Here is a 20785-nt window from a genome sequence, read left to right as displayed (position 1 = left end):
AGCTGTTGAGGGAAAGGCGAAAGACGGTGTGCCGTCATCGTAACGCGACGCAAAATCTCTACAATCTTCCCTTCCCGCTTTCTGCCGACTCGATTTGCCCCACCCCCTTTCGGATTCCAAGCCCGCATGGCTGCGACAACTAACAATTTTGACGGCCTTCGCGTGGCCGCTCTCGAGAGCCGACGGGCCGACGACATGACGCGGCTGATCTGCAAATTCGGTGGCGAAGCTTTCGTCAGCCCTTCGATGCGCGAAGTTCCGATTGAGCCCAACCGGGCGGCAATTGACTTCGCCTATCGCATCATCACCGGTGACATCGGCATCGTGATCCTGATGACCGGCGTTGGGTTTCGGTATCTGCTGAAAGCCACCGAGAAGCATGTCGAACAGCAACGACTGCTCGATGCTCTCAGCGATATCACGACGATCTGTCGCGGTCCGAAACCGGTGGCGGTGATGCGTGAGTTTGGGCTGAAGCCGACTCACCGTGTGCCCGAACCAAACACATGGCGTGAGTTGTTGCAAACGATCGACGCAGGGATTCCCGTTGCGAACCAAACGATCGGCATTCAGGAGTACGGCGTCAGCAACAAACAACTCATCGCCGGTTTGGAAGCTCGCGGTGCAATCGCCGAATCAGTCAAAGTCTACGGCTGGGAATTCCCCGAAGACACTCAGCCGCTGAAGGCGAACACGCTGGCGCTGGCCGAAGGCGAACGAGACATCTTGCTGGTCACCAGTGCTCATCAAGTAGTCAACATGCTCCGCATGGCCGAGGAGCTTGGTGTCAGCGATTCTCTTCGCGATGGATTGTCCAAGACCGCGATCGTGTCGATCGGACCAACGACCAGCGACATGTTGCGAGAACATGATCTGGCCATCGCGATGGAGCCATCGCATCCCAAAATGGGGCACCTCGTCAGCGAGTCAGCTCGTGATGCCAAACGTTTGGTCGACGAAGTCCGTTCCAAATCGCCCACTTCTGGATCGTCTGCCTCTGTCACGGTGCGGGCGGATGATTCCAATCTCATTTCTGCTAGCAAGACACCCATGCCCGCCATCGACGATCACCCCTCTCAATCTAGTTTGTTCATGCGTGCTTGTCGCGGTGAGCCCACGCCCCGCACACCGGTTTGGATGATGCGGCAGGCCGGTCGCTACATGCAGGAGTACCGCGAAGTTCGTTCGCAGCAAACGTTTTTGGAACTCTGCGCCAATCCCAAGTTGTGCAGCGAAGTGATGTGCACCGCGGTCGAAAAGCTGGATGTCGACGCGGCGATCATCTTTTCGGACTTGTTGCCGATTTTGGTCCCAATGGGATTCGATTTGGAGTTCGTCAAAGGTGACGGCCCAGTCATCCACAACCCGGTTCGTTCGGCGGCGGACGTGGATCGAGTCAAAGGCCTCGACAACCCGCAGGACCTTGGCTTCGTCTATGAGACGGTCAAGCAAACGCGAGCGGACCTGCCCGAAGGCATCCCGTTGATCGGATTCGCCGGGGCTCCGTTCACGCTGGCCAGCTACGCGATCGAAGGCGGTGGCAGCCGGCAATACAGCAGCACGAAAGCGTTGATGCGTGCTGCCGATGGTGGCTGGGCCGCGCTGATGGATCGTTTGACTGACGCGATCATCGTCTATCTGAATGAGCAGATCTCCGCGGGAGCCCAGTGTGTGCAATTGTTTGATAGTTGGGCTGGTTGTTTGTCGCCAGGCGACTACCGCGAATTCGTGTTGCCATGGATGAAACGCATCTTGGAAGGCGTGACTCCCGGCGTGCCGTTGATCAATTTTGCAACCGGCAATCCGGAGTTGCTTCCTTTGCTGCGTGGCGATCGCCGCACAGTGGTGGGCGTGGATTGGCGGATCGAACTGGACGTGGCTTGGAAACGCGTCGGGCACGACATCTCCGTTCAAGGCAACTTGGACCCGTCGGTGTTGCTGACCGATGCCAAGACCATCCGCGCGGCTGTGCAAGATGTTTTGGACAAGGCTGGCGGGCGACCCGGACACATCTTCAATCTCGGTCATGGCGTGCTGCAAGAAACTCCGGTCGAAAATGCCATTGAGTTGGTCAAAGCCGTGAAAGAACTTTCGGTGCGAGATGATTTCTCTGCCGAGGATGGTGGAACGGATTCGTGAGCGAACCGTCTCGTGTTGTTTGCCCGTTGTGCCCGCTGCATTGCGACGATGTCGTGGTGAACATGGACGGATCGGTTCAAGCAAACGGGTGCGAGATCGTTGAGTCCACCGGTTCGTTGATGAACCGAGTGGCTCGCGCGGACAAGGCGACGTTGGCCCAAATCGCTGCGGGCGAACAACCCATACGCGTGATCACTTCGGGTGTGGATCTGGTCGCAGCCCGACAATTGGTCCAGTGGCAATCCGACGGTGCGATCGAAGTCGAAATCGAAACGGATCCTTCGGTCCAGGCCATCGGAACGGTCACACGTCGAGATGGAATTGTTGCGGCGACGCTGTCCGAAGTCGTCACGCATGCCGATTTGGTTTGGTTGATCGGCGAAGTCGATCCGGCTTGGCCTCGTTTGGAAGAGAAGCTGCGTCTGGAGTCCGCGGGTTCCAGTGCATCGGTTGGCAAGCGACAGGTGAAGCGTTGGGAACGATGGACCGCCGATTTCGCTGGCCGGATGCATCACGCGATCGAGCACCCGGAGGCGAACGAAGAAGGTTCCGAGTTTCAAACGCGGGCCAACCATTTTCGTGATAGCCAGTACGCGGCGATCGTGATCGGCCCCGGAGCGTTTGATACGGACGAAGCGGAGATGACCGCCGCGATGGTGGCGCGAATCACTCGCCGCCGCAACGAGTCGGCTCGGTGTGTTTGCGTGACCTTGGACCCCGCCGCGACGCTGCGAAGCGTTCATGCATGGCGGACCAATGAATCGCTTTCGCCGATGATGTCTGATTCAGAGGTCGATTCCACTCCTGTGATTCGGTTGGTGGGGATTGGCCATCGAACGTCCGGCGATCGTTCGGTCGATCTTCAAATTGGCGGGCATGACCCTGGGGTGGAACTTGTCAAAGCGTTCTTGCCCGCGAGTCCCTGGACAAACTCCATGGTCATCCGAGGCGACGGATCCGTGACCCTGCCACTCCACGTCCCGGACGCATTGCCAGTCGAGTCGCCCACCGCCATCGAGCAACTCAAAATGGTGCTCACAGAGTAAAGTCGGGTGATTTGATAGATTGACGTGGAGGCTTCGAACCGAAGGCCTGCAAGCGAACGCTTGAGGTTCGAGGGCCAGGGGATTCTTACAATCCGCAGTTCCAGGTGGGGTTCATGTTCAGACAAGAAGGCTACGACCTGATGGGGGCCGCGTTCGAGGTCTACAACCAACTTGGCTATGGAATGGCTGAGGAAATTTATCAGTCAGCTTTGGAAGTCGAGCTCGGGTTGAGAGGGATCGCATTTGTCGCCCAATCTGAATTGAGTGTCTACTTCAAGGAGCATCTTTTGACTCCGAAGTATCGACCAGACTTGCTAGTTTTCGGTGAAATCGTAGTCGAACTGAAGGCTTTGAAAGAACTTTGCTCGGATCATGAAGCTCAGTTGTTCAATTACATGCGAATCGCCCGCAAGCGAGTTGGTTACCTCATTAACTTTGGAAAGAAGGGTGATTTGGAATGGAAGCGATTCGTGGTCGATGATTTGCATTCCCAACGAAGTCATTGAGGTGATGGACGCCGGGGGGGAACACTAATCTTCTCTCATCGCACACTAATGGTTGTGAATTGGGGCGGATTGCCCCGGAGATTAGTGTGCGATTAGCGTCGATTAGTGTTCTTCAAATTCGTCCGGCAGGCAATCTGCAGCGAGATCGTAGGTCGCTAGGCGAGGCAGTTTGCGTTTTGTACTTCGCGACAACTCTTTGTGTTGGATTCCGTGTTGCAGAGATGGTGGAGGCGGGGGAACACTAATCTTCTCTGATCGCACACTAATCGCACACTAATCGTTGTGAGCTGGAGAGTGATTGCCTCGAAGATTAGTGTACGATTAGCGCCGATTAGTGTTCCTGAAACAGTCTTCGTCGGGGAGATCCAGACTGACGCCGTCACTCGCTTTCGAATCGCTGTTTGAGGTCGTTTAGCATGGCGTTCCAGATGTCTTTGTTGCCTTCGGTTGATTGTTGGTACATCGACAGATTGGGCAATGACTTGACCAGACGCTCGAGTCGATCGTGGGCCTGTTCGGGCTGTTCGACGTGAGTGGTGTAGACGGATGCCAGACCCTCTTTGAGACGCTGGCCAAAATAGGTCAACGGATGAAGCCATTCGGCGTTCTGGCTGGCTTGGTATTGGCGATCCATTTCTTGGAAGCTTCGGTCGAGATGAAAGGCGATCAGGGAAGGAGCCTCCGGATCGATCGTCGCCAAGGCTTGGACCAAGTCGTTGAGGGACGAACCGTCCATCGAGTACCAGTTGAAGCGCGGATGGGCCAGCGTCTCCGCTGCGAACTGGATAGGCAAATCGAGTCGACCTTCCCTTCGCATTTCGATTGCCGAAAGGAAGAGCTCTCGTGACAAAAGCCAGTCAGGGTCGGTGGGGGTGGTAATCATTTGAGGTCCACCACCAAATCCACCCGAAGAAAAACCGTAGGGTGCATTGGGATCGCTGTAATCCCACTTGGTCTGCTCTGTCTCGGGATCGATCTCACGATGTTCGTAGTCAGCTACCGCCTCATCAACCTGCTCTTGGACGTAATCGGCGATCCAGCTCGGAGGAGAGATCTTTGGGCCAGACATCTCGATGATTCGAACGGCAGTTACCCAAGCGGTTTCACGAGACGAAACTGCTTCTCTTGCAGGAGTCATAGCATATCGATCCTTCGCGGTGGCGTCAGCGGCGAGTGGCTTGAGTTCACCGGATGCGATTCCAATCTGTTTGAGAAGGGTTTCGATGGTTACTCTCCCTTCAGGTGTCAGTGCTTCAGTTGCAAACGAGGCCTTTGCTGTCTCCAATCTTCCTTCGTAGACGGCATTCACATGGACCCCCGTAACGAAGTGATTCAGCAGCAAAATAGCCGTGATCTGGGCCCTCTCATTGCCATCCGCCAGCGTTTCCCCGAGTGGTCGAAGTCCAGGGGTTGGAAGGTAGTTGTCAAAGGTTTGCGTCAGATAGCCCATGAACCGTTGGTTCGGAGAGCTTTGTCCCCCAAAGCCGCCTCCATTTTGGTCGGGAGTGTCATCGATGATTTGAGTCCCGTACTCATTCGCCAATTCCAACGTGATTCGAGCGGCTTCTTCGCGTTTGGGCGTGTTGCGAGACAGCAACTCAACCGCTCGCATGGCTTGGCCGATGCGTTCGATCTGTTGTTCGCGACGGAAGACTCCCAGCCAATAATCGAGATTTTCGCCTAGATAAATCTTCTCGCTGTCAGGTGATTCGATATCTGCGGTCAGCGATTTCTCGGTGGAAGGTGATACGGTTTCTTCCGTTGAATCTTGGACGTTCTTTTCAACCGCAACCTGCGTGTCTTTCCCGTCTGTGGTCACCGTCACCAGACCCTTGTCGGTTTTGATTTGAATCACGACCGTTGCCAGCAAGATAGCTGCCGCGAACCATCCCAACGGCCCCAGCCATGCGGTCCAGGTGTGTTTGCCGTTGCCCGGTGGCGGCGAAGCGGGATTCGTTGCCAGCGGGAGCGATGGTGTGATCGGTGCATCGGATGCAGGTGTCGATTCCGCTCGCTTGAGCAACGCTTTTAAGTTGGCTTCGCCGGACCAGGTCGCAAGTCGCTCGGCAACGATTGATCCGCTGGGACGCTGGTCGGGTTGCCGGTGCATCATCTGACCGACGAACGATTCGAGTTCCGATTTGACCGACGATTCCAAACGGCTCAGTGGAAGCGGAGTCGATCGATTGGACTCGCTCGTGATCGCCAACACTCGTGCTGCCAGGCCGCCTTCGTTTGCTTGCGGCCAACGGCCTGAGATCAGACGGTACAGGGTCGCACCAAGCGAATAGATGTCAGACACTGGTTGGACTTTTCGACTGTCGAGCAATTGTTCGGGCGACATCGCGGGCAAGGTGCCCATCAGGTGTCCCACTGTGGTCAGTCGGTCGTCGGTGGCAAGCGGATCGTCGCCCGCCAGTACCAAACCCAGGTCCAAAAGTTTGACGGTTCCGTCTCGCGTGAGCATCAAATTGGATGGCTTCACATCGCGGTGGATCAAACCCGTCTCATGCACGTGCATCAGTGCCACGGCGGACTGGCGAGCGATCTCGCAGGCGTCCGCGACCGGCAATGATCCCAGTCGATGAGCGATCTTGCCGACGTCCATTCCGTCCAAGTATTCCATCACCAAGTAGTGCCAGTCGGAGTGTGTTCCCGCATCGGTGGCACGGACGATTCCAGGATGTTCCAACGCCGCGATGGTTGTCATTTCTCGATCGAAACGATCCAGCCAACCGGGTTCCATCACTCGGTGAGGGGGCAGCAACTTGATCGCGCATTGCCGTTTCAGTCGGTTGTGACGAGCCAAGCACACCATCCCCATTCCGCCCTGCCCGAGTTGCCCGAGGATCTCGTACGGACCGATTTGGTCGATCGGGAGATCAGCGGAGGTGTGGGCAACCTTGGCGCCTGCGGTCATCAATTGAGCGACCGCGAATTGGCAGGCGGACTCAGCCAGCACGGAATCTTCCTCTGAGTCCGCATTGGCAATTGGAGACAACGCGTCCCACTTTTCCGGGATGCGTGACTGGCATTGCTCGCACTGATCAACATGCTTGGATGCTGAATCGAACTCGTTACTGGAGAGTTGTCCGTCGAGCAAGCGGTTCAATTCTTCGACACTCAGGCAATCGGTGCTGGTGGCAATCATGACGGGCTTTCGGTGCGAGGGATCGATTGGTTGACCACACAACGCTTGGATTGGGCGGCGATTGGACACCTCAGCGATGAAAATCCTCCAATTCTTTTCGCAATCGTTGCAGCACCCGGGCGCGAGCCTTGTAGACCGTCCAGCGACTGACGTTCAGGTCGTCTGCCACCGTTGCGGGATCGCAGCCTTCGACGGCGGTCCGCCAAAACATCTGCCAGGTTTTGGGATCGGTCGATTGCCTCAGGACTTGCAGCATGCGGTTCTGAATCGACTGCACATCATCGGCGAGTTCGCTGGGCGGATCAGAGCTTTCTCGCTCGGCCCATTGCAACGCTTCGCCGTCGAGGACGAGCGGAGACCGTTGGTCGGCACGTTGGCGATCGCGAAGTTTGTTGCGAGCGATCGTCCACAGCCATCCGCGAAAAGTGGCGCCCGTTTGGTCCAGGTTGAACCGCGGGAGAGCCTTGGCGACCGCGAGAAACGTTTCTTGCATCACGTCCGCAGCGTCGGCCGACTGGGCCCCGCATCGGCGGATCCATCGGTAGACGATCGGTCCGTAGACCTGGACCAACATCTGCCAGCCCTCATCGTCGCCGTACCGGGCCCGTTCGAGCAAGGATGGATGAGTCGATGGTTCCTCGACGGCGCCGGGGTTCATGAGGTGGCCTGATGCATGGGGCGAACGAGTTTGCGAGAGCCGAATCGGCATCCCGCAAGCGTTCCTCCCAAGATAGCAGCCTGGTCACTCTGCAAGTGGTGGAAGCCTTCTCACCCTCCGCAACCACCACAGCCTCCGCACCCGCCTCCACAGCCCGCATCGCCCCCGCCACCGCTGAAGTCGAAACTGCTGCTGCCGTCTCCGCTGCTCCAATCAATCCATCCGTTCGAGTTCGATGCTTTTTGGGCAGCCTGGATTTCTTCCCCGTACAACATGTCGTTGGCGAAAAGTTCCGAGGCATCGGTGAGCACGTAGGCGGCCACTGCGGGACCCCAACACGCCAGACAGGGCAACTCATCTAAGTCGCCGCCGTCGGTTTGGTGAGCGGACCTCAACCCCGTTTCAGGATAGCTTCGCTGCGATCGTTCTTGGACCGATTTGCCCAAGGAAGTCAGCCGCTCGCGACCCGCCATGTGAAACGCGACCACGAACCCGACGGTCGCGATGACCATTTCCAAAACGAGAAACCCAATCGGGCGATCGTTTTGGATTCCCTGCATGCACCTGAGTCCACCAACGACCAGCAAGATGCCCGCCAGCCCCAACGCACCCACGTGAAAACGCTTGCGTTGTTCGGATGATCTCAGCAACCCCGATTCACGCATCTGTGATTCAGCGTTGGTCGCGGTCGAGTGGATTGCCACCAGCAATCGTTGGAAGGATTGTGGAGCGTTGCTGGACGCCAGGTAGTCAGTGGTCACCTTCATTGCACCGGCAGCAACCGGATCATCGTCATGCTGGGCCTGCAATGCACCACGATCAAGGATCGTGAATCCGTGTTGATCGCACTGGACGATGCCTCGCTTTTGCAACGCTACCAAGGTTGTTTGCAGCAATCGTTTCTTGCCTCCTGCCAGGATCGACAGTTGTCCCCAGCCAACTTTGGGAAGAGCGGAAGGATTGGATGACCAACCGTTGCTGATGTGAAACCAAACCAACAGGTAGGCAAAGCCGACGACGATTGCCGCTCCGTACAACGCAAGGAAGGTGGGACCATCCAGGTTGAATGGGAACAACGCCGCGAAAGGTGTCGCTGCCAATCCCGCGATCGCGAGGTGCGACCCTTGCAATGACTTGCCGGTCAAGTTCGGCTTTGGAATCAGCCAGAACTTGCGTCGATCAATGCGAAGCGACGCGATCGATTGAGCGAATCGTTCTTCCGTCGGCGGCCAAATTTCCACCGGGGCTTTGCCAAATGCCCGCTCATAAGATGCGAGAGTTTGTTCGTATTGGTCTTGGTATCGAACTCGTTCTTGGGAGCCACCTTTGGTCGGTCCGTGGTGAAGCGGTGATGGCAGGATTTTTTGGCACAAGTCCACCCAATAGTTCTCGGTGTAGACCAAGTGTTGATGCCAAACTTGATCGACCGCGTCCGATGGAGTCACACTGTGACCCGCGGTGGCTGCCAGATACAGAAACCTTCGGTACTCGTCGATGCAGTGACGGGCGTGTTGGATGCTCCAATCGTTTTCCCGGGCCAATCGTTGCGAAAACGAGAGACCGCGAGTGGGCGGATCTGCGGTCCAATCCGCTGATTCGCCTCCAATCGGAAAATGAAGAATTTTCTGCCACAACGCGTCATTCGTGACGTTTTCATGCATTGTTTTCATCATTGAGTTCCTCCAACACAGAAGGGCACGTACCCAAACCAAACGAGGCGCTGCCGAACCGATTTTTGCAGATTGGGAATGCACGGTGAACGCTCACCGATATGGGAAACACCGGCTAAGATGTCCGCAAAAGGATTGCGATTGACAGGTGTTTTTGGTGCCGGTCGCAAGTTGCCCCGCCGAATCGAGGAAGTCTCATGTTTGCCTGGAAAGATCCATTCTTTCGCCGATTGTTCGTCGCTTGGTTGCTTTGTTCGCTCATGACAACGTCAGCGTGGACGCAGTCGCCAAGCGGGAATCCGCCAGTTGAAATGGACTCAACCGCCACGGTTGCGTTGACCCCTGATATGGCGGATCAGTGGGCGAATTTGGTACTGCATGGTGTCGACACGGAGTTTCCAAACAAACTGTCGCTGGTCTATTCCAATCCTGATCAAATCGGCACGCCCCAAGAACACTTCCCGGCGTTCTATGGATGCTTTGATTGGCACAGCAGTGTGCACGGTCACTGGGTGTTGGTGCGTTTGCTGAAGCAATCTCCTGAGATGCCCGCGGCCACCAAAATTCGCGAAACGTTGTCTCGGCATTTGACGGCTGAGAACTTGAAACGCGAAGCGGAATTCTTTGCTCGCGATGAGAACAAGTCTTTCGAACGCATGTATGGCTGGGCTTGGTTTCTGCGTTTGGCGATGGAGTTGGATTCGTTCGACGATGACGATGCCGTTCAGTGGCGCGGAGCTCTTGAGCCACTCGAACAGTTGTTGGTTGAGCGGATCACGGCTTACCTGCCGCTGTTGACGTTCCCGATTCGAACAGGCCAGCATCCCGACACCGGGTTTGCGTTGGGGCAAGTGTTGGACTACGCGAGGTCTCGTGACCTGGGTGAGTTGGAACAGTTGGTGATCTCGCGGGCTCGCGAGTTCTATTTGACCGACATCGATTACCCGGTTCAGTACGAACCGTCCGGTCACGACTTCTTCTCGTCGGCGTGGAACGAGGCGGACTTGATGCGGCGAGTGCTAACGCCGGAGGAGTTTTCAGCGTGGCTGGACAAATTTGTTCCGAAGCTGAAGCAGCAACTCACCGATGGGACGATCTCACCGGTCAGCGTCAGCGATGTCACCGACGGCAAACTGGTTCACCTCGCCGGACTGAACCTCAATCGAGCCTGGTGTCTGCAATCAGTCGCGAATCATTTGCCGGAGCAGCATCCTTTGGTAGCCGCCATTCGAACCAACGCGAGAGAACATTTGGTCGCGGGATTGGCTTACATCAACAGCGGTCACTACGAAGGTGACCATTGGCTGGCCACGTTTGGACTGTATGCGATCAGCGGCGTCGGAATGTGAGTCACTGTGAACGCCTCCCTTTTCACTGCTATCACTCAAGTGCGAACCGATGAAAACGATCTCCAAATCCAATCGTCGATGGTGGCGACCGTTGGTTTCAATCGGCTGTGGTCTGCTGTGCTCGCTGTTCTTTTTGACGGCGATGATTTGGGGTGGGCAAACTGCGTTTGAGTTTTCTCGGATGGTTAGTGACGCGGCGATGCTGCGAGAAGGCGGACCACGGTTGGGGGCACGAGAGCTTTCAGGCAAGGTTGTCTTGGTGTCTTTCGGAGAAGCCAGCGCGGAACGGATGGGGAAGAAACCCGATATCGAAACGGATCGGAAGCTTTACCAACAACTGATCGATGCCGATGCAAAAGTGGTTGCCGATTTACGCAATCTCGTTTGCACCGATCCGGCGGACTTCGAAGCGAACGTTCGGCCGACGTTGGACTTGATTCAAGAAGTCGCCCCCAACGGCAACTTGGCCAGAGATGTGTTTCTGACCTTGGATGTCGATTACGAAGTTGTTGGCAGCTATCGCGACTGTATCGTGCACCACGGAATGAGTTTTCGTTCCCCGACGATGGTGAATCGACATTCGAGAATCTTTCCGATTGCCATGCATGATTACTTCGCACTTCGCGAAACGTTTCCGTTTTGGGTAGTGCAACGGCTGACGGACCAACCGAACGGCGGCGAAGTAGGGTTCTACCAACGGCTCGATCGAGCAGGCTTGATTCAGCAGTGGATGGACTTTTTTCCCGAGATGGAAAACTTGTTGCAGCTCTCCAGCGGAGAGGAAGCAATCACTCCCAATCCAATCCAATCGGACTACCAAGTTGGAGATCAGGAAGTCAGCTGGATTGGTTTTGGAAGTGAATTTCCAACGGTGTCACCGGCGGGCGTTTGGGTGGACTACGGGTTCAATCCAGGCGAACTGACCCGGTTGGAATACGGCGATTTGGCCGATGGTGATTTCGATCCCGAGTTGGTTCGTGGCAAGGCGGTTCTGATCGACATGGAGTTGTCTTTTGTACCCGCGTCGGACCGATACGACATCCCGATTCGCGACCGGCAAGCCGACGCACTCGAGGTCACCGGTGTCGCGATCGAGACGTTGTTGAACGGAGTCACGATGCGTTTGGCGGCTTGGTACGTGTCACCCGCTTTGTTGTTCGGGTTTAGTATTTTCGCTTGCGTGATCGCGGCCAGTTTTCGGGCTCGTTGGGCGCTGCTCGGCGTTGGGGTGCTGCTGCTCGCGTACCTTGCAATCTGCACGTTCGCCTTTCGCGGCGGATGGTTTCTCGACATGGCCTTCACGCCAGTTTCGATTTTGGTGGCGGGAGTGCTGGGTGTTGGCATTCGATACTTCGAAGAGATCCGATGGCGGCAACGAATCACTGATTTGTTTGGTCGTTATGTGCCGCGGGCGGTTGTCAACCAATTGGTGCAACAATCCGAGTTGCAAGCAATCGTTGTGGGTGGTGTGACTCGTGAGGTGACCGTGATGTTCGCCGACATTCGCGGCTTCACCCAGTTCTCGGAGCGACTGCAACCGGAGGATGTGTTGGAAGAACTCAATGGCCTACTGGAAGTCATGGTTCGGTGCACGTTCGAAGAAGAAGGCACGGTCGACAAGTTCATCGGCGACGCAATTTTGGTGTTGTTCAACGCACCACTGGACCAGACCGATCACGCGGAACGAGCGTGTCGCGTTGCCTGGCGAATCCAGGAGGCACTACGATCGCACGAGAGCGGATTGTCGATCGGCATCGGAATCCATACCGGCAAAGCCGTCGTCGGCAACGTGGGAACGCCTCAGCGAATGGAGTACACCGCGATTGGGAACACAGTGAACGTCGCTTCGCGGTTGTGCGATCGAGCCTTGGCGGGCGAAATCGTGGTTTCCGGCGAAGTCTCGCAACAACTCAGTGATTCGTTTGTGCTGGAAGCGAATGAGCCAATGCAAGTCAAAGGAATCGCCGAGTCATTGGCAACCTCACGATTGGTTGGCTTCGAAAGCGTGGCTAACGAATGAGAATTCGATAGCTGCACGCAAACAGCAGCAGCCCTGCGACCGCGAGGTCCATTCGCGAAATTTGGTGGCTGGTTCCCTTGAGTCGCAACCAGTCGAGGAGACGACCGGTTGGGCATCCTAGTCGGCAGTAGGCCATCGGAACAAAGCAGGCGATTGCCAGCGTGCTGATCGTCCAGGCGATCGCTGACCACGATGCCAAGTGCCAAAGGTAGCCGTGAAATGGCTCGACAAAGGAGACATCGGTGGCGGGACGAGTGAGCAAAGTGAGATAGACCAACAGCAGAGTTACCGCAGGCAAGAATCCCAACGGCTTGGACAGCCACGACGGGAGGTTCCACTTGCGACGTGAGTTGCTTTTGGGGCGGACCAATTGTTGGGCCGCACCGTGAGGACAAAGGTGGTTGCAGTACGGATTGCCCCGCCGCGTTGGCGGGATCGCCACGGCGACGATCGCGAGAACGACCAAACCCAAGGCGAGTTGCCAGGTGACTCCCGAGGTTGCCCAGCCGGCCAGCAGGGCGAGCGACAAAAGATTGCCAGCGTACAGACCGAGGACCATCCAGACGGCGAAAAGCCACAAGCGACGTAGCCATGTTTGCCGCATCGCTCCGAAGCGAATGAGCAGCGGCAACAGGACCAACGCGACGAGCGTGGCGATGTCAGCGTCGGACAGACGAGTCGTTTGGATGGATTCTTGGAGGGCATGCAGTTGCTTTTGAAAAGGCGTTTGCCCGAGCGTTTTCCATTCCTCATCCGCCAGCAATTCGGTCGCGAATCTTGGCAAGGTGTAGGCGACGGCCATGCTGGTCATGGTGGCTCCGGAGACGCCTTCGACCTCTTCGGCGGGAGGATCGAAAGCGGCGAGTTCTTCCAGCGTCAGGCCTTCGAATCGTTTCCAAAACGAACGTTCTTGGCGGACGTAATCGACGTAGGGTTCGTTGTCGAAGGAGTGCCGGATCTTGGGCCGCAAGAGTCGATGTTCCATGTCCAAACCGATCAACACGCTGGTCGGACCTTGGTAACCGATTTCGTCATCGACCAACGCGCCGGTTCGAATCAGGTATCCAAGCTTCGTTCCGCTTTCGTCCTTCACCACGGCCATGCGATCGCCCTGGATTTGGGAGGCAGTGGGAAAGAAGGTTTGGGCCTCGGCCAGTGTCAGAGGTTCTGGGAAGACGAGCGAACCAGTCGCGACGCCCAGTCGGCTGAGGATGCCACCTGCCATCGCCAAACTGGTCAGCGTTGCACCGGAGACGCCATCGATCTCGGGTACGCTTCCGTCTGCGAGTTTGCCGCCCCAGGTCAGGCCTTGGAATTGCTTCAAGAACTCGGGAGAGTTTTTGACGGCGTCGACATGCTCATCGGTGTCATGGCTTTGCAGGACGGCAATCGAGCGAACAAAGTTTTGCTGGTCGAAGAGCAACAACGCTTCTGTTGGTCCTCGGTAGCCGACCGATGCGTTGGCTTCGGGCAAGGTCCTGGCGACCGAACCAAGCGGGATTCGATCGGCATCCAAGATTGCCCAGCGACCGCGCTGGTCCGTCGTGTCGGCGATGGTGCGAGTGGCGGGTTCCAGACGTTGGATTTGATCCAGCGATGGTTGAGACGCCACTTCGATCCGTTGATGCGGCGACGGTAGGCAGGCCAGCAACCCGATCAGCATTCCAATCCGGATCGCATGCACCGCGCGTCCTCGCCAAGCGGTCCGCTGCCCGGGCGTGGTTCGTTCGTGAGAGCCGTCTGCGATGGGCAGGCTTCGCCCGGAGTGTTCGAGTGTTGAGGGGGCAGCGATTTTGATGTCCGCTAATTTCTGGCTTGAATCAACAAGTCACGTTTTCTCAAGTTGGTTTTGGGAAGTGCCGTTCGCGTGAGGGACTATACGACAAAACATGTGTCTTGAACGCAGCGGGCCCCCTCACCCGGATCTCGCTGGACGCTCGGTCCGACCTCTCCCCCAACTTCGTCGGGGGAGAGGTGACAGGCGAGGAATCGGAAACGCAGTAAAAGCGTAACGCTGCGTCGGTATCGAGTTTGATCAGCCTCGGTTCGGCTCAAGGTTGTTTGACCCATCCGATCGCGTCGAGGTGCACGGTGCCGCCCGAGTCTTTGGCGGAAAAGTCAACGGTCACTTCGGCTCCCGCGGGCAAGAAGTACTTGCCGGCCGGAATCGCACCGCCTTGCGTGTCGCGTTGGTTGATCCGAACGGTTTTCGGTTCTTGTCCGGGCGCGGTCACGGTGATGGCTAGCTTCGTGGCACGATTTTCATGAGGGGCACTGTAGATCTGCAACTCGTACTGACCGGCTTCCTTCAACTTGGTTTGGAAGGTGGCGGTCGCTTCGGAGTTGGCCGATGCGTAGCGGTATTCCCAGCCGACGTAGCCCTTGAGACCTTGTCCCTTGGCCCATTTGCCTGTCGTCTTGGCTTGTCGATCATCGATCACGATGCCGGGCAATTTATCGGGATCCAAGCCTGACATGGGGCCGTACGGGCCGGCTTTTTCCATCGCGTCATCCGGGATCACGATCGTCGCGGAAGGCGTGCTTCGGCGAGCCTTGCCAGGCAGTTCGAGCAGTTCCAGCAGGTCGTCCAAGTGTTCTTCGTAGATGTCGCGAGGAGTGCAATCGTTCAGCGTGCAAAGAGAGGCGGCTTTGCCAACGACCTCGCCCATCATGCCGCACGTCTTCATCACGCGGACGGTGCCGAGGGCTTCGTGGGTGACGCTGATGCAGCGACCGGCCATGAACAAGTTGTCGACGTTGCGGCTGTAAAAGCAGCGATACGGAACGGGGTATCCGTAAGAACGATCCACGCGGCGGTCGTGCACTGCGATGCTGATGAACGGGTTTTCGGGGAACTTGGTGGCGTATTCCTTTTTGGGGTAGTGCAAGTCGATCGACCAAGTGCTGGGGACGCAGCCATCCGGGAAGTCTCGCTTGCTGACGACGTCTTCTTGGTTCAAGACCACGTCGCCAAGCAGTCGGCGACTTTCTCGAGGGCCACCGATGTAAGCCACCCAGGTCAATTGAGCGTTGGGGTGTTCGGCGGCACCGTCACCATTCTTCATCGCGTTGAACGCGCCGTAGACGGCTCGCAGGTTCCAGTCGCGGATCGCTTCGGCGTCGCCGAGTGGATCGATGTCAAAACCACTTTCCCAGAACCATTGACCATGATGATCACGTGGGTACGGGAAGTCGTCCATGTTCAGTGGCAACGCCCAAGGCGTGGCGGGGAATTCAGGAGCCTGCTGGACTTCGTCCCAACGCCACATGTTGCTCATGCCCATGCGGCCTTTGTCGGTGATGTCCAAATCCGCGTTGGCCCATTCGCCGATCCATCCATGTCCGGTGCAGTCGACGAAACGGTCGCCGGAAACCCGCAGGTCTTCGCCGGTTTTGGTGTTCAAGGCCAGCACATGTTCGATCTGTTTGGTTTCGCTGCCTTCCTTCATCTTCACCGCGTAAGCGTGATGATTCAGGAACAAATCGATGTTCGGTTCGGCTGTGACGATCTCTTCCTTTTGCTCGTCACCGAACTCCTCGTAGGTGCCGGGCGATTTGGTGGCTTCGTCAGAGAACTCTTCGACGATCTCGCCGATGCGAGGGAACTTGCCGCGACGGATGTTGCCCATCGCCCACACTCGCACTTCGCTGGAACCGTTGCCGCCCAACACGCCGCGGTCTTGAATCAATGCCACGCGGCATCCCATTCGAGCCGCTGAAATCGCCGAAGCCATTCCCGCGTAGCCGCCGCCCACGACGACCAAGTCGTAGGGACCCTTGGTGACAGGTTGCTCTGGCAGGCCCAGTTGCTTTCGACGCCACGGCGACAACACGTCGTCCACGGCAGGCGGTGTTTCGTCTAGTTCGGTGGTCAGATAGATGCAATCGCAGCGACCATCAAAACCGGTTTGATCTTTCAGCGATAGCGTGTGGTCACCCTTGTCCAACGAGACCACGCCACCGTCTTGCCAATCCCAGTTGGCATGCTGGGTGCCAAAGGTGGTGTCCAGTTTTTTGCCGTCGACGTGGAGTTCGAATTTTCCCGGGGAAGGCGACGCGTCCCAGCGACGAACCCAGTCAATCGTGCGAACCCAGACCCGGTACTTGTCGGACTCGGGGATCGCAACGTTGGTGGTCGCATCATCGACCGGTTGCCCCAGTCCATGAGCGATCAAGTACGGCGATCCCATTTGCTGGATGAACTGGGTGTCCAATTGCCATCCACCGTGGGTGTCAAAGCTTTCCGCCTCGACAAACACATCGGCCGCTTGCGATGGACTGGCTAGCATCATCGCGGTCGTCATCGTGATCAACGCGATGCGAAGCCAAACGGAGGTCATTTGGCGGTTTAAAAGCAATGTCGGGAAGCTCTGGCGGTGCAACATTCCAGGGATCGTTTCTCGGTGTGGGGTGGGATTCGCAAGGTGGGATTGGGGAACGCAATAGCATAGCCCAAGGACTCTTCTGGTTCGTCCATTTCAATGCCGCCAACAAAGAAATTTCACGCACCATTCGGCGTCACTTGAGAACCTTGGTTTTCGTGTTTGGCCAACGAATCACCGAATCGTTTTGCGATGACAGAAGCCGCAAATTCCGAAGCTGGGCCAAGCCTTTGCCTTCACTGACGTCCAGTCGCAATCGATAGATTTTGGAAGCGTCGCCGAGCGGGATGGTGTGAGAATGCCACTGGCCATCGGTTTTGACATTGAATGGGATGTTCGAACCCTTGGGAAGCGATCGGTCTGCGCTCGTTGTGTAGAACACTTCGCCGTTTCCTTCGGCTTCGCTGAGCAGTTCAAACGCCAATTGATAGGGCCCCGGCGGAAGGTTCGCCGGCAAGTGATCGATCGCGATTCCTGGATCGTCACCAGTGAACGTAAGATGCAATTCGGATTCGCGTCGTTCAAGCCGCGTGTTCTTGCGGGCTCGGATGGAACCGCTTGCGGACGGTTTGTCTTTGGACGCCGACCGAGCGTTTTTCTTGCGACCGGCACTTCCGCGAACGTTGTTCTTCGGATCGACGGAGAAATCTGTCCACTCGGGGTGAGTGGCCGTCATCGAACTCGGAGCTTTCGCTTCAGCGTTAGATTTAGGTTCGAAGGTTTGCGTGTGCAGGACATCCTCCGCCATTTGATTCCACTTGCTCTCCATGCGAGACAGACGCTCAGGATGTTGGTGGGCAAGATTGTTTTGCTCCATCCGGTCGGTCGAGATGTTGTAGAGCTCCCACGGTTCTTGGCGGAAACTCACGATCTTCCAGTCGCCATCGCGAAGGCCCCGATCCGATGAAAACAACAAGTGAATCGGTTCTTCTCGATCGATGCTTTGACCTCGAAAAATCGGCAGCAACGATTGGCCGGAAACCGGTCGCAACTCACGGTTGGGATGCGTGGTTGGAATCGTGCTTCCTGCCGCCTCGGCGATCGTTGGTAAGATGTCGATCAAGTGAGCCGGGTTGCGCTCGATGCTGCCGGCTTCTGTTTTCAAACCTTTGGGCCAGTGGACGATTGCGGGCGTGCTGATGCCACCTTCGGTTTGATTTTGTTTGTACAAGCGGAACGGTGAGTTGCGTGCCCAGGCCCATCCGGTGGAATCGCTCCAAGAGACATCGCCACTGGTTGGTTCCGCTTCGATCTTTTGGCTGACTCGATCGTACGGACAAGCACCGTTGTCGGAAACAAACCAGATCAATGTGTTGTCAAGTTCGCCGGTCTCATCGAGATGTTCGATCAACCGGCCGACTTCTTGATCCACGCGATCGATCATGCCCGCCAACGCCGTCATGCGTTTGTTTTCAAACCCCTTGCGTTTCTCTGTCAACGTCTCCCAAGCCGGGATGTGCGCGGGTCGCTCGCTAGGTTGTGATGTCTTTGGCAACAGGCCCAGTTCGTGTTGACGCTGGACACGTTGTTCACGGATTTTGTCCCATCCCTCGTCGTAGCGACCTTTATATTTGGCGTAGTCTTCCGGCAAGGCTTGCAGGGGTGCGTGCGGCGCGTTGAAGGCGAGATAAAGGAACCACGGATCGACGTTCTCCTCCGCTTCGTTGAGAAACTGCATCGCGTAATCGACATCGGCGACTGTTGTGTAAAAGTCCTTCTCGGGAACCGACCAGGGTTCGCCATTTAAACGGAACGTGTTGTCGCCTCGGAAGTAATTGCAGGCGCCGCTGAGGTGACCGAAGTAGCGTTGGAAACCGAAGTCGGTGGGCTGTTTGTCGAGGTGCCATTTGCCGGACATGGCGGTGAAGTAGCCATCGGCTTGCAACACTTCGGCGCTGGTGACGGCATGGGCCAGCGAGGTGTCTCCCGCCGCGATGCAGTATTGTCCGGTCAGCAACGACACGCGTGAGGAGTGGCACTTGGCGGTGTTGTAGAACTGCGAGAAACGCAGTCCGCTGGCTGCCAATGCATCCAAGTTGGGTGTTTCGATCTCGCTGCCGTAGCACCCCAGATCGGAATACCCAAGGTCATCGACCATGATCAACAGCACGTTGGGACGCTGTGGTGGAGTGTCCTCGTCTGCACCGTGGGCGAAATTCGCAACGCTGAAACAGAGCATCAGGAGTGTGGTGCAGGAGATTCGCCGAGCGTTCATTGCGTGTTTTCCTAGGTCGTCGTTCATTGTCTTCGTCGGCATGTTAATCTGAGAAGGATCGTGGCACCCCTGCCGAACTCACTTGATGCCCAAAGATTAGAACCGAAATATGAACCTCGCGAGGCTGGTCCAAATGCAAACATCGTCTCGATTCCTCCTGTCTTTCCCGCGTTGGGCTGGGGCGTTTTGCTGGATCGTCGTGAGTTGCCAAATCGTCTCAGGGGACGAGTCGAACACAGCCGATTCGTCCGTCAGCGGCGAGGCACTCCGGCCCAACATCATTTATGTGATGGCCGATGACCTTGGATACGGCGACCTGGGGTGTTACGGCCAAACTCGGATTCAGACGCCGCATCTGGACCAAATGGCGGCAGATGGAATTCGATTCACCGATCACTACGCCGGCCACACCGTGTGTCGCCCTTCTCGCTTGACGCTGTGGACGGGCAAGCATGTTGGCAGCACCGGATTGATTGGCAACGCGGCTCGCAATTTGACGGGAGAGCAACCGACCGTGGCCTCGTTGCTGTCGGAAGCTGGGTACGCGACTGGAGGAGTCGGCAAATGGGCTCTCGGCAACGTGGATGTTCCCGAAGAGATCGAGAACCCGGGCCATCCGCTCGCCAATGGATTCGATGCTTGGACGGGCTACATGCATCAATCGAATGCCCACAACTACTACCCACCGTTCTTGTGGCAAAACTACGAGCAGCGTTTTTATCCCGGCAACGTCATCAGCACCGATCCAATCGCTCGCGGTCGCGTTGCGGTCAAACGAGAAACGTACTCGCACGATGTGATGACGGATGCAGCGTTTGATTTCATTCGCGAGCATCAGTCCGATCCGTTTCTGTTACACGTTCACTGGACAATCCCGCATGCCAACAACGAAGGCGGTCGATTGAACGGCGACGGAATGGAGGTGCCTGACTATGGCATCTACGCCAATGAAGGATGGCCCAACCCAGAGAAAGGTTTCGCGGCGATGATCACTCGGATGGATCGAGACATGGGCCGCATGATGGCTTTGTTGGCGGAGCTCAATCTGACCGAAAAGACGCTGGTAATCTTCACGTCCGACAATGGGCCGCATCATGAGGGAGGCCACAGCGATTTGTTCTTCAACAGCAGCGGTCCGCTTCAAGGCAGCAAGCGTTCGATGCACGAAGGAGGCATTCGCGTGCCTTTCATTGCGAAATGGCAGGGGACGATCGAACCGAATTCGATCAGCGATCATCCTTCCGCGTTTTGGGACTTCTTGCCGACCGCGTGCGAGTTAGCTGGTGCGGAACCTCCAGCAGACATCGATGGGATTTCCTACCTGCCCGCTTTGCTGAATCAACCTGAGAAGCAAACCAAGCATCGCTATTTGTACTGGGCCAGCAGCGAAGGCCCGACCTCGGTTGGGCTTCGTTCAGAAAAATGGAAAGCGGTGAACTATCCCGGCGGAACCAAGAAACGACGTAGCGGAAATGGCAAGCCAGTTGTCAACGAGGGTGGTTGGAAACTGTTTGATTTGTCGTCTGATCCGGGGGAGAAAAACGATGTTTCGAAAGACCATCCCGAGGAGCTGAAACGAATGGTCGAAATGGCTCGCGAAGACGGGCTGTTTTGAGGGGATGCCCTCGTTGAGCCGAGATCGGCGGATT

The 20785-nt window shown here is 56.7% G+C and carries 12 protein-coding genes; 6 read left to right on the top strand and 6 right to left on the bottom strand.

Translation table 11 applies throughout. The features are described 5' to 3' along the window. Positions 1-126 precede the first annotated feature (126 nt). From hemE to CEE69_RS09725, 3 genes are all read left to right on the top strand, one after another. Positions 127-2139: a uroporphyrinogen decarboxylase gene (hemE, locus tag CEE69_RS09735; RefSeq protein ID WP_099260511.1), complete on the top strand. Its 2013-nt coding sequence runs from the start codon at positions 127-129 to the stop codon at positions 2137-2139. Continuing rightward, on the top strand, positions 2136-3185 hold the full coding sequence (locus CEE69_RS09730; RefSeq protein WP_099260510.1) for a hypothetical protein: 1050 nt from the start codon (positions 2136-2138) through the stop codon (positions 3183-3185). Before hemE ends, CEE69_RS09730 begins: the two co-directional genes overlap by 4 nt. A 113-nt stretch (positions 3186-3298) precedes the next feature. Beyond that, the gene (locus CEE69_RS09725) at positions 3299-3691 is read left to right on the top strand and encodes a GxxExxY protein (protein WP_099260509.1); all 393 of its coding nucleotides are present in this window, start codon (positions 3299-3301) and stop codon (positions 3689-3691) included. A gap of 379 nt (positions 3692-4070) precedes the next feature. Here CEE69_RS09725 and CEE69_RS09720 read toward each other — a convergent pair whose 3' ends face one another. From CEE69_RS09720 to CEE69_RS09710, 3 genes are all read right to left on the bottom strand, one after another. Continuing rightward, positions 4071-6842 (bottom strand): serine/threonine protein kinase, encoded by a 2772-nt coding sequence (locus CEE69_RS09720; RefSeq protein ID WP_099260718.1) that lies wholly within the window; start codon positions 6840-6842, stop codon positions 4071-4073. Positions 6843-6912: 70 nt separating this feature from the next. Continuing rightward, positions 6913-7500 carry an RNA polymerase sigma factor gene (locus CEE69_RS09715; protein ID WP_099260508.1) on the bottom strand — a complete coding sequence of 196 codons (588 nt, stop codon included), beginning with the start codon at positions 7498-7500 and terminating at the stop codon, positions 6913-6915. Between the two features lie 110 nt (positions 7501-7610). Next, positions 7611-9173, bottom strand: coding sequence for a TIGR04222 domain-containing membrane protein (locus CEE69_RS09710; protein WP_099260507.1), 1563 nt, complete (start codon positions 9171-9173; stop codon positions 7611-7613). 194 nt (positions 9174-9367) lie between these two features. Between CEE69_RS09710 and CEE69_RS09705 the strand changes: the two genes are divergently transcribed. Beyond that, on the top strand, positions 9368-10519 hold the full coding sequence (locus tag CEE69_RS09705) for a DUF2891 domain-containing protein (RefSeq protein ID WP_099260506.1): 1152 nt from the start codon (positions 9368-9370) through the stop codon (positions 10517-10519). A gap of 49 nt (positions 10520-10568) precedes the next feature. Then, complete coding sequence (locus CEE69_RS09700; protein WP_099260505.1) at positions 10569-12539, top strand: adenylate/guanylate cyclase domain-containing protein; 1971 nt, start codon at positions 10569-10571, stop codon at positions 12537-12539. Here CEE69_RS09700 and CEE69_RS09695 read toward each other — a convergent pair. From CEE69_RS09695 to CEE69_RS09685, 3 genes are all read right to left on the bottom strand, one after another. After that, entirely contained in the window at positions 12529-14223 is a 1695-nt protein-coding gene (locus CEE69_RS09695) for an FMN-binding protein (RefSeq protein ID WP_199169840.1), read from the bottom strand. The genes CEE69_RS09700 and CEE69_RS09695 overlap by 11 nt on opposite strands. Positions 14224-14590: 367 nt before the next feature. Continuing rightward, complete coding sequence (locus CEE69_RS09690) at positions 14591-16879, bottom strand: FAD-dependent oxidoreductase (RefSeq protein WP_233215091.1); 2289 nt, start codon at positions 16877-16879, stop codon at positions 14591-14593. 178 nt (positions 16880-17057) lie between these two features. Then, positions 17058-19178 (bottom strand): arylsulfatase, encoded by a 2121-nt coding sequence (locus tag CEE69_RS09685; RefSeq protein ID WP_099260503.1) that lies wholly within the window; start codon positions 19176-19178, stop codon positions 17058-17060. A 157-nt stretch (positions 19179-19335) separates the two neighbouring features. Here CEE69_RS09685 and CEE69_RS09680 point away from each other — a divergent pair, with 157 nt between their 5' ends. Next, positions 19336-20751, top strand: a complete 1416-nt coding sequence (locus CEE69_RS09680; protein WP_233215090.1) for an arylsulfatase — start codon at positions 19336-19338, stop codon at positions 20749-20751. Positions 20752-20785: the final 34 nt, after the last annotated feature.

This window comes from Rhodopirellula bahusiensis (genome assembly GCF_002727185.1).
Classification (GTDB): domain Bacteria; phylum Planctomycetota; class Planctomycetia; order Pirellulales; family Pirellulaceae; genus Rhodopirellula; species Rhodopirellula bahusiensis.
Note: the sequence above shows the minus strand (reverse complement) of the source record. Positions and strands in the feature narration are given on the sequence as shown.

Bases quoted from the DNA above. Each gene is read 5' to 3' on its own strand.
- hemE (WP_099260511.1), top strand. From the start codon at position 127: ATGGCTGCGACAACTAACAATTTTGACGGCCTTCGCGTGGCCGCTCTC.
- CEE69_RS09725 (WP_099260509.1), top strand. From the start codon at position 3,299: ATGTTCAGACAAGAAGGCTACGACCTGATGGGGGCCGCGTTCGAGGTC.
- CEE69_RS09720 (WP_099260718.1), bottom strand. From the start codon at position 6,842: ATGATTGCCACCAGCACCGATTGCCTGAGTGTCGAAGAATTGAACCGC.
- CEE69_RS09715 (WP_099260508.1), bottom strand. From the start codon at position 7,500: ATGAACCCCGGCGCCGTCGAGGAACCATCGACTCATCCATCCTTGCTC.
- CEE69_RS09710 (WP_099260507.1), bottom strand. From the start codon at position 9,173: ATGATGAAAACAATGCATGAAAACGTCACGAATGACGCGTTGTGGCAG.
- CEE69_RS09705 (WP_099260506.1), top strand. From the start codon at position 9,368: ATGTTTGCCTGGAAAGATCCATTCTTTCGCCGATTGTTCGTCGCTTGG.
- CEE69_RS09700 (WP_099260505.1), top strand. From the start codon at position 10,569: ATGAAAACGATCTCCAAATCCAATCGTCGATGGTGGCGACCGTTGGTT.
- CEE69_RS09690 (WP_233215091.1), bottom strand. From the start codon at position 16,879: ATGACCTCCGTTTGGCTTCGCATCGCGTTGATCACGATGACGACCGCG.
- CEE69_RS09685 (WP_099260503.1), bottom strand. From the start codon at position 19,178: ATGCCGACGAAGACAATGAACGACGACCTAGGAAAACACGCAATGAAC.